Source organism: Streptomyces sp. 130 (assembly GCF_007096885.1).
Classification (GTDB): domain Bacteria; phylum Actinomycetota; class Actinomycetes; order Streptomycetales; family Streptomycetaceae; genus Streptomyces.
In genome coordinates this window covers 34,898-44,498 of record NZ_VJNO01000047.1, presented here as the reverse complement: position 1 = coordinate 44,498, position 9,601 = coordinate 34,898, and the positions used below count along the sequence as shown (strand labels likewise).

Below are 9,601 nucleotides of genomic sequence, written 5' to 3'. Positions count from 1 at the left end.
CGCGGAGCGGGTACCCCATCGCTGCGCGATGGGAAAACGAAACGAACCGCTTCGCGGTTCGGACGAAGCGTTGGAAAGCCGCTTCGCGCCTTTCGGATTTCCGCTTCGCTCCAATCCACGGGCTTCCGCTTCGCTCCATCCCTGAAGCGGGGCGGGTCCGCTTCGCTCCCCCGCCGGGTTCCGGCTTCGCCGGAACGGCTGGCTACACGGTGACGGTGCATCACTGCTGGCCTGTGTAGTGTCCCGAAAAAAACCGGCCATCCCTGGGTCGTGACACCCCATCATCCCTGGCCCGGTTGCCGGCCTTCAGTGGCGGGGTGCGGATTTCGCTGCGTTCCATCCGATTCCGCTCACACCCCCTGTCGCACGGAACGAAGGTCCGGAACTTCCCTCCCCGCTGAACCGGGGTACGTTACGGTGATACCTGTGCATCATCCGCGTATCCGTCACATCATGTGTCTCTGATGTACTGTGTAGAATCCCGAACCGGTCGCCACCACCTCTGGTGGACCGCCCTGGGTTTCCGGAGATCCGCTATGCCGAGTACAGGGAAATTCACGCTCCGACCTCATCAGATCGAAGCCGTTGACGCTGTCGTCCGCGGCCTTGACATCCCGCCGGGGAAGAGGATCCCGCGGGCCGGGCTGAGGGCAACGGTGGTGGCGGCGTGCGGCACGGGCAAGACGTTCATCGCCGCGCACTCCGCGCTTCGTCTGGCCCGCAACGGGCGGGTCCTGGTCCTCCTGCCGACCCTGGATCTGCTGACGCAGACCGTGCGGGAATGGAGGGCGGCCGGCCACCACGGCCCCGCCGTCGCGGTCTGCTCACTGGAAGACGACCCGCACCGCAGTTCGTGCGCGTCCTCGGTGCGGCGGTCGACCTCCACCAGGAGCACCGGCACGCCAGCCTCGGGCGCCCGCACCACCAGGTCGGCCCGCTGCACGAAGCTGCTGCCGAGCCGGTGGCCGATCTCCGTCTGGAAGCCGAGCAGGTGGCCGATCCCGGCGCGGTGAAGTTCGGCAGCCGTCGAGCAGCTGGCCGGTGTGCGGCTGCTCCTGGTCACCGGAGGCGGGGCCCCGACCCGCGTTCTGATGGGGCCAGTCCGACACCGCCCGGAGGTCTGGCGAGGGCTCCGTCCGTCGCAGCGACGGCTCCATCAGAGCCCCTCAATACGATCCACAGGCCAGTATTCGCACCCTCACGAACGTCTGGTTCGTCACATTCCACCGGCCGCTGCCGGCAAGATAGTGTTACGAGTTTTCAGCTCTTCGGCGCGGCGAACACCCCGGAAACACTCCCCGATATTCTTACGCTTCAATGCTCAAGCCTCAAAATACTATTTCTCCGTCACCCGTGCGTGTGGTTACACCAATTAACAATGAGGGAATATACAAAGCGGGAACAGAAAGTGTGGGCCCAGCCGTATCTCAGGCTCCGGTGGTAAATGAACAGGCACTCGCTCCTGGTTCCCGTTCAACTGTCCCGGAAGGGCGGTGTCCCTCGGCGCATCGCACGCGCGCGAAGAACTCCTGGAGGCGATATGACCTCAGCATCTACTCCCGCACCGACAGAATCATCATTACCTGCGCAAAACGTGACCGGAGATGTCCGGCGCCCGGTCATGGAGGCATCCGATCCGACGTGCGATGCGCAGGGACCCGCGGGTCCTCAGGGGCCGCCGGGTCCTCAGGGGCCGCCGGGTCCTCAGGGCACGCGGGGCCTCACGGGCTGCTCCGGTCCTGCCGGACCCGCCGGCGCGACCGGGCCAGCGGGCCCGGCGGGGGCGCCGGGGCCGGACGGCCCGCCCGGCCCGCAAGGGCTGCCTGGCATCAGGGGGCCGGCGGGACCGGAGGGTGAGAGTGGTCCGCCCGGCCCCGAAGGCCCCGTCGGGGCCACGGGCCGCGAAGGACAGCCCGGCAGGGACGGCAGGGACGGGAAAGCGGGCGCCAACGGACTGCCGGGAGCCGACGGCCAGGAAGGGCCGGCCGGCCCCAGGGGGCCGCAAGGCCCGAGGGGTGACCTCGGTCCCGAAGGGGCCGAGGGCCCCAGGGGACCCCGTGGCCCCAAGGGAGAACCCGGTGATCCGCCCAGCCCGGAATACCTGAGGCAACTCGTCAGGGATGTCCTGGCCGAGATCGGATTCTGTATCCCTACCTGACCCCACGCTTCACGAGACATGCTGTCCGATGTGAGGATCCATGAAGTGGGGAGTGCCTTCCAGCGCCGAGAAAGAGACCCTGAAAGGTTTTCCCGCCAGCGTCGGAGGCACTTTCCACAGGTAGACCAGACGCCTCCTCACCGACACGGTCTTGCTGCGGGCGGAGAACGTCGGACTCCATGCTCCCACGAGGGTGACATACCCGAAGCGGTGATATCGGACGCACTGGGGACCGGGGAATCTGGGGACCTGTATGGACGGTCATGCGCACTCTCGCTGACCTCTACAGCCCGGACAACGCCCGCCTCATCATCTGGTTCTACTGAGCTTGTTCTTTATCTACCGCGATCTTCCGGGCTTGCCGATGGCCTTGAGGGTCTCGGGGCGTTTGACGGTCTTGCCGACGTCGTAGCGGAGTGCCCGGTGGCTGTTCTTGGCGCCGGGTGGTCGTCCGGAGCCGGCGCCGCGGGGTTTGAGGACGCGGACCGGGCGAGCTTCGAACAGGACGAAGCGCTCGAACAGATCGACAAACGCTGTCGCTCGAAGTGAACGGAACCACGTGGTCCAGGTCGACGGAGACCTGTGGTGACGACGACGCCGTCCACACGGGGGGCGGCACGGGCCGCAGGGTCCGTGACATCACCGGACATGGCGGCGAGCTCGTTCTTCCACGCGGTGGTCTCGGCGGTGGTTATAGACATGGTGTTTCCTCTCATCGGGTGAATGAAAGTGCCTTCGCTTCCATGCGTGCCACCGCATGGAGCGTGGGTCCGGGCAGGTAGCGGTCGCTGTCCTACTCGGCTCTGCTGGGGCCGGCTTCGGCCGGGGTCGCTGTCGTGACGTCGCGGCCCAAGTGAAAGTCATCGACTCGCCTCGCTGTTCAAACTGCCCATTAACCGTTTGGCCAGCCTGCCGCAGTGAGTCGCTAGTGCTCCTCCATGCCAGCAGCCCGCCTGATCCGACTTCGTTGTCCGAGAACTGCCGAGCAGAGCTCGGCGACCCGCCGACCGGGCGCGCCGCGTACACCAGCGCGTGGATGCATCTGTTCTGGCAGCCCGGGCAGCCGCTGGTGCCGGCTGCCGGCATGTTCACCGGCGCCCTCGTCTACGGGGGTGCCTACGGTGCAGACGTCGGTGGCCGCGGCCGGTCTCCAGGTGGTGCCGTTCACCGGTCTGTTGCCGGGCGGAGGCTGGGCAGTGGGCGTGGCTGCCCTGGGTATGGCCGCCTTCACCGCCCGGGCCCGCAGCCGTCAGTCGCGCACAGAGAGGCGATCAGCTGCGGCGGGCGTCGAGAAGGCGCTGCCGGTGCCGTGACCGGCCAGGTGAACGCGTCGTTTGCCTGTTGGACGCCGCACACGGCGACAACACCATGCGGAGGGCGGGAGACATTCCGAGTGTCGCAATCCAACCAGGCGTCGATCGCTCCACCGGATGCTCCTGCCACCGAAACCGCCCACGTAGCTGCGGAGGCACTGGTACCGCGCGCCCAGGCACGCTGGGCTTGGCTGCTCAGTGACGGCGGCGAGCCCCGGAACTGGATGCTCATTCTGGCCCCGTTGCTGGGCTGGCACGCCGATGGCTGGACGGGCTTGGGCTGGGGGGCGTTCGCTGCGCTGTTCACCGCGGTGGGACCCACGCTGATCCTTCACGTCGGTGAGCGCCGCCGATTGTGGGGCGACCGGCATGTGCGGCGCAGGCAGGACCGTATCGTGGCGGCCCCCGGGGTGCTGGCCTCGGTCCTCGCCGGCACCGCACTGTTGTACGCGGGGGATGCCCCTGTGGCAGTGGCGGCGCTGGTGACGGCGATGGTCGCCGTCCTACTGGTCCTGCTGGCGATCACGTTCTTCTGGAAGGTGTCGGTGCACTCGGCTGTCGCCTCCAGCGCCCTGAGTATTCTCGTGACGGTCTTCGGCCCCTGGATGCTCGTGCTGGCCCCCGTGGTGGTGCTGATCGGCTGGTCCCGCGTACGGCTACGCTGCCACACCGTCGGCCAGGTCGCCGTCGGGATGGTGACCGGCGCCGCAGTGAGCGCACCCCTCTTCGCGCTGGTGGGATGAGGCAGGTGAAGTGGTTCGCCGGCCCCGGCCTGTTGCCTCGTCCCGGTCAGGGCTGAAACCGGAGCTCCCGCCCGCACGGCGGCCCTGCTGTTCCATTGTGATCCGGCACGTCCGGTCCAAAGAGGTCGAGGGAGGGAGGTCGGGGGAAGAACCGGAAATCCTGCAGGCAGCTGGCGGACACGGACCTGACCGCCAGCGCGCCTGCCGTCCTCAACGATGCTCGCGCTGGTCACCTGGCTCGCTCAACGCTCCACAGCGGCAGCTGCTCGAAGAAGCTGACCGCTTCCTCCCGCCACCGCTGCCGCCAGCCGGGGCCACTGAGGCTGCTTGCTGCGCGTAACGGCGCATCTCTGCCTCCATGTGGCCCGGTACGCCGCGGCGTTCGCCGATCTCCCTGATGACGGCGAGGGTCTCCGGGGTGCAGGCCGCGTCTCCGAGCGCGGTGTCCACCACGCGGCGCTCGGCGTCGTCGACGGCGGCCAGGAGGGCCTGGACGGTGTAGCTGCGCTTGCCGTCGCGGATGTCGGTGCCTGCCTGCTTGCCCACGGTGGCGGCGTCCCCGAACAGGTCCAGGTAGTCATCGCGCATCGTCTCGCCGATCCCGACCAGCCGGGCGTAATCCCGCAACTCCTTGTCGAAGCGGGAGGGCTGCTCCCCTGCGGCCAGCAGGCCCAGCTGCACGGGCGCGAGAATCGAGTAGCGGGCGCCCTTGTAGTCGGCCACGCAGTGCAGGACGTCCTCGTCCAGGCGGGTCATGAAGTCCCGCTCGACGTCGATGATCTGCCCCATGAAGGTGTCGGCCGCAGCCCGGGTGTGGACCTCGGTCATGGCCTGCCGCACCTCAGCAGGTACCTTCGCCTCCAGCAGCACCTGCAAAGACAGCGCGAGCGCGAGATCACCCGCGAGCACGGTGAGTCCGACCGCCGCGCGGGGATGGTCGGGAAACCTCGAACGGTAGGCGTAGTAGGTGGAGGGTCCTCCCCGGCGGACGGGCCCGTCATCGATGACGTCGTCATGGATCAGGCCGGACACGTGCAGCAGTTCGAGGCTCAGTGCGGCAGCGTCCAGCCCCTCGACCGGCTCATCGACCACCAGGCGAGCCGCCTCGTTCACCAGGACGGCCCTGAACCGCTTTCCGCCGCGCAGGCAGACGTCCCGCAGCAAGCCCAGGCAGTCCGGGGTGAAGCGGCTGAACGGCGGCACGTCCAGCCTGGTACCCAGGGTGTCGAAGTATTCCTCGAAGAGCGTGTTGAAGCGGCGTTCATATCCGGCAACGCGGTGCATTACCTGCTCGGGCATCGAGATTCTTTCTCTTCATGTCGGGCGGCAATTGGGCCGTGCGGCAGCCACGGCCGTAGGAGGAGCACGGTGGCCCGGCCTTGCTGTCAGGAGGTGTACTGGGTGGCCTTGGCGGCCAGGCCACGCAGTGCGCGGTTCGCGGCGGGCGGCAAGCCGGCCTGGTCCAGGACGCGCAGCACGTGCCCGTAGCGGGTGGCGATCATCCGCTCGGTCTCCTTACGCGCGCCTGTGACCTGCAGAATGTCCCGGACTTGCGCCGCTTCATGCTCTTTCAGGTCCGCGCGGCCCACCAGGCGGTCGAGCCGTTCCCGCTGGACCGGGTCGGCCAAGGACAGCCCCAGGGGCAGCAGGACAGTCTTCTTGCCTTCTCGCAGGTCGCTCAGTCCCGGCTCGCACGCCCCGTCCGGGCTGCCGAAGACGTCCAGCAGGTCGTCCCTCAGCTGAAACGCCTCCCCCAGCGGCAGACCCAGCTCGGTGAAGGTGTCCATCACGGCGCCACCGGCACCGGCCATGGCGGCTCCCAGCTGAAGAGGCCGCTCGATCGTCGCCGTAGCCGTCTTGTAACGGATGATCCGCAAGGCCGCCTCGATGTCGTCGGCTCCCCGGCCGGTCCCCATGACGTCCAGGTACTGCCCGTACATCACCTCCCCCAGCATCGCGTCATACAGCTCGTGCACCCGCCGCAACCGCCCGGACTCGACCGGAGCGGTGTGCAACAGCTCCTGCGCCCACATCAACGCGACGTTGCCCACGAGCAGCGCGCCGCCCGCTGCCAGGAAGCCGCGCACGGTCTGCACCACCTCAGGCGGATGCCCCCGGCCAGCCGCTACCCGGGCCTTCTCAGCCAGGAACTCCTCAAGCACCGCATCAACCTGACTCCGCACCGCGCGCAGGTTGGTCGCTCGTGCGTCGGCCACACTTGATGTCACCGGCTCACCGCTCCCGAGCGGGCAGAGCCCGGCCCAAGGAGGCCGGATCGAAGTGAACCTTGCGACTGCGCCGTGCGCCGGCGAGAGCCCATGACTGGCCACGTCACCCGTTTGATCTGCATGATCAATTCAACGATCCAGCCCGCTGAAGAACACGCCCCCATACCTGTGCAGCTGCTCAACCGTGAGGTGCGAGCCTGCAGCATTTTGATTGTGAGAAGTGGCAGGAGTTCCGCTTGCCTCCAGGGGCAGTTGACCCCGCCCCATGGACCGAGCCGCTGGCAGGAAGCCTGCGTGGCAGACAACTCGGGCGAGCACTCCGTGGCAGCGTCGGGGCTTGTCGGCATTTCCTGCCAGATCGCCCGGTGTCCTTTCCCCGGTCAGTTCAGCTCCACCGTGGCTCCGGCAAGGTGCAGTGCCCGCTTGGCCTTGTGGGCCCGTTCCTCGTCCACGGTCTCCAGCACTGTAGTGGGCACACGGCCTGTCATCGCCTTGGCCTCCGCAAGGCCAAGACCGGTCAGTTCCTTCAATGCCTTGCAGACGGCGACTTTGTCGACGCCTGCGTCCACCAGCACCACAGTGAACTCGTCCTGCTCCTCACTCATCTTCGGGGTCCTTCAGTCATCGGTTTCGACGTGCTCCCGGATCTGCCGTGCCACAGCTCTACGCGGTGATCAGCAGGTACAACCACAGCGCTTCCGGAAAGGACACGGGTCAGCCGACAGCGCGCGATTCCGTGCCTGAGGCGCTGCCGCTGGCGACTCGGTAGACGGGGTCTCCCGCCCACCATCGGGCGAGCTCGGCAACGGTCTTGCTGGTGGGAGCCGGTGGTCAGCGCATCCCCAGGGCGCTGCCGGGCCTGTACCACCGGGGCGCCGGGCGGCCGGCTCGTACGGTGCGCACCGTACGACGGCACGGCCGGGGGCGGGTGGTCAGCAGATGGGCAGCGGTTCCGGGTCGGCCCGCGCAGTACCTGGGTCAGGGGTGCAGGCGGCAGGTTCGCCGCGACACTGCCTGGCTGTTCGCTCGTTGATCACCGGACCGTACGAAGAGACAGGAGTGAATGGTCATGGCCATCCAGATCACCGAGGACTGCATCAACTGCGGCGCCTGCGAGCCCGAGTGCCCGAACGAGGCGATCAAGGAGGGTGACGAGATTTTTGTGATCAACCCCGATGCCTGCTCGGAATGCGTGGGCCTCTTCGACGAGATCCCGTGCCAGGCCGTGTGCCCGGTCGATTGCTGCCTGCCGGACCCCAACAGGGTGGAGACCGAGGAAGTCCTGATCAACCGGACCCTGCGTCTGCACCCTGATGACGCCGCGCTCCGGGACAAGGCAGCCGCCGACGACTACCCCAGCCACTTCCGGAAGTGACCTCTCACCACTCTGCGGGTCAGGAGTGGAGACCGTGTTCGGCGTTCCGTTCCCGCACCGCCCGCAGGGTGGCCTCCTGCCGTGGCGACGGCCCGGTTCCCCGGTAGCAGGTGGCGGGCCGAGCGAGGGCTAGGCGGCTTCGCCGATGTGACGGCTGCGGAGGGGATGTGAGCACCGGTGTGGGGATGGTGGCCGCGAAGGCGTGCCGGACGGTGGGCCGCCGTGGATGCAGCTGTCTCTCGTCACGTTCGCGCGGTTGTGCGCGTCTTGATGGTGAGGGCGGCCAGGGACATCATGACCGCGCCGAACAGGGCGGCGCAGGCGTACATGGTGAAGCCGATGTCGGCGTTGCCGGCTTCGATCAGCGCGCCGCCGATCCAGGGGCCGAAGATGGCGCCGAAACGGCCCATGCCGGAGACCCAGCCGATGGCGGTGGGGCGGTCCTCGTCGTTGTGGTGGGTGCCGACGGCCGCGTAGACCATGGTCTGGCCGGAGAAGAGGAGGAGTCCGGCGAAGAAGACGACGGCGTAGAGGATGCCGACCGACATTTCGACGCCCATGAGGTAGACGAAGACCGCGGTCAGTACGAACCAGGCGATGACGACTGTGCGGGGTCCGATCCGGTCGGCGGTGCGGCCGGCGATGAGCATGCCGCAGATGCCGCCGACGTTGAGGAACGTGGAGAAGAGGAGGGAGTCGCCGGTGTCGTAGCCGAGGTCGACCATGATCTTGGGCAGCCACTGGCCGACGCCGTAGACGAGGAGCAGGCCGGCGAACGACGTCAGCCAGAAGCACAGTGTGGTGGCCCACTGGCTGCCGCGGAAGAGGTTCTTCAGGGCGTCCAGCTTGTCCGTGGTGTTCGCCTTGGGTTCAGGCAGTTCGGTGCCGAAGTCGGCGGCGAGTGCCTGGGCCTCGGCGCGTCGGCCGCGGGTGAGCAGGTTGGTGGGCGACTCGGGCAGGAGTTTGAAGGCGATGGGGAGCAGGATCAGGGCGGGTATCGCGGAGGCGATGAAGGCCGTGCGCCAGCCGTGGTCGTCGACGAGCCACAGCGCGATCAGCGGAGCCAGCGCTCCGCCGGTCTGGTGCGCGGTCATGATGACGCCGGTTGCGAGGGCGCGGCGGCCCTTGGAGGTGAATTCCATGCCGTAGGAGATCGCGATCGGCAGGAGCGCGCCGAGTCCGAATCCGCAGACGAAGCGGAAGGTCCCGAACTGGCCGGCGGTGTGCGACCAGCCGGTGCCCAGGGTGGCGAGGGTGAAGATCACGACGCTGGTGAAGACGGTGACACGGCGGCCGATCCAGTTCGAGGCCATGCCGGAGAGGATCGTGCCGAGCAGCATGCCGAAGTTGGCGTAGCTGCCGATGGTGCCGGCGGTGTCGGGGGTGAGGCCGAGGCTGTGTCCGCCGAGCATTTTCGGGAGCACGGAGCCGTAGATGAAGGTGTCGATGCCGTCGAGGAGGACGAGCGCCCAGCACAGGGCGATGACGGCGTTTCGGCTTCTGCGGGCTGTGGCCCCGGTCGCCTGGGCGAGCGGGGAGGTGGCGGAGGAGGACATCGTTGTTTCCTCTCGTGCGGGATGTCAGGGCGGGGCTTGTCCTGAGTCCTGGGGTGCAAGGGGTGGTGGGGCCGGTGCGGCTCGCGGCCGGAGGGCCGCAGGGGGTGGGGCCGGGCGTCCGATGGGGCTGGGGACTTCGTGGGAGCCGGCGGATCGGTGTGGCTAGACATTAAGAAGGCGCGCCCAGCTCGTCAACACTTTTGTTAACAATTTCGGCAACGATTAGCC

At 67.8% G+C, this 9,601-nt stretch carries 6 protein-coding genes and 1 pseudogene; 3 read left to right on the top strand and 4 right to left on the bottom strand.

Features of this window, described 5'->3' with window-relative positions:
- Nucleotides 1-464: 464 nt before the first annotated feature.
- Together FKN01_RS33750 and FKN01_RS28505 are read left to right on the top strand one after the other, a co-directional pair.
- The gene (locus FKN01_RS33750) at nt 465-1,013 is read left to right on the top strand and encodes a DEAD/DEAH box helicase family protein (RefSeq protein WP_398933359.1); all 549 of its coding nucleotides are present in this window, start codon (nt 465-467) and stop codon (nt 1,011-1,013) included.
- Nucleotides 1,014-3,551: 2,538 nt separating this feature from the next.
- Complete coding sequence (locus FKN01_RS28505) at nt 3,552-4,214, top strand: hypothetical protein (RefSeq protein WP_260697048.1); 663 nt, start codon at nt 3,552-3,554, stop codon at nt 4,212-4,214.
- Nucleotides 4,215-4,443: 229 nt separating this feature from the next.
- Here FKN01_RS28505 and FKN01_RS28500 read toward each other — a convergent pair.
- The 3 genes and pseudogenes from FKN01_RS28500 to FKN01_RS28490 form a co-directional block, all read right to left on the bottom strand.
- Nucleotides 4,444-5,513: pseudogene (locus FKN01_RS28500) on the bottom strand (polyprenyl synthetase family protein).
- Nucleotides 5,514-5,599: 86 nt separating this feature from the next.
- The gene (locus FKN01_RS28495) at nt 5,600-6,430 is read right to left on the bottom strand and encodes a polyprenyl synthetase family protein (RefSeq protein ID WP_260697047.1); all 831 of its coding nucleotides are present in this window, start codon (nt 6,428-6,430) and stop codon (nt 5,600-5,602) included.
- A 392-nt stretch (nt 6,431-6,822) separates the two neighbouring features.
- Nucleotides 6,823-7,047: a 50S ribosomal protein L7/L12 gene (locus FKN01_RS28490; protein WP_143625537.1), complete on the bottom strand. Its 225-nt coding sequence runs from the start codon at nt 7,045-7,047 to the stop codon at nt 6,823-6,825.
- 464 nt (nt 7,048-7,511) lie between these two features.
- On the opposite strand from FKN01_RS28490, the gene FKN01_RS28485 reads away from it, so the two are divergent.
- Complete coding sequence (locus FKN01_RS28485; RefSeq protein ID WP_143625536.1) at nt 7,512-7,817, top strand: YfhL family 4Fe-4S dicluster ferredoxin; 306 nt, start codon at nt 7,512-7,514, stop codon at nt 7,815-7,817.
- A gap of 242 nt (nt 7,818-8,059) precedes the next feature.
- On the opposite strand, the gene FKN01_RS28480 is transcribed toward FKN01_RS28485, so the two are convergent.
- Entirely contained in the window at nt 8,060-9,373 is a 1,314-nt protein-coding gene (locus FKN01_RS28480) for an aromatic acid/H+ symport family MFS transporter (RefSeq protein WP_143625535.1), read from the bottom strand.
- Between the last annotated feature and the right edge of the window lie 228 nt (nt 9,374-9,601).

Coding starts and splice junctions, on each gene's coding strand:
- FKN01_RS33750 (WP_398933359.1), top strand. CDS start 465: ATGTACTGTGTAGAATCCCGAACCGGTCGCCACCACCTCTGGTGGACC.
- FKN01_RS28490 (WP_143625537.1), bottom strand. CDS start 7,047: ATGAGTGAGGAGCAGGACGAGTTCACTGTGGTGCTGGTGGACGCAGGC.
- FKN01_RS28485 (WP_143625536.1), top strand. CDS start 7,512: ATGGCCATCCAGATCACCGAGGACTGCATCAACTGCGGCGCCTGCGAG.
- FKN01_RS28480 (WP_143625535.1), bottom strand. CDS start 9,373: ATGTCCTCCTCCGCCACCTCCCCGCTCGCCCAGGCGACCGGGGCCACA.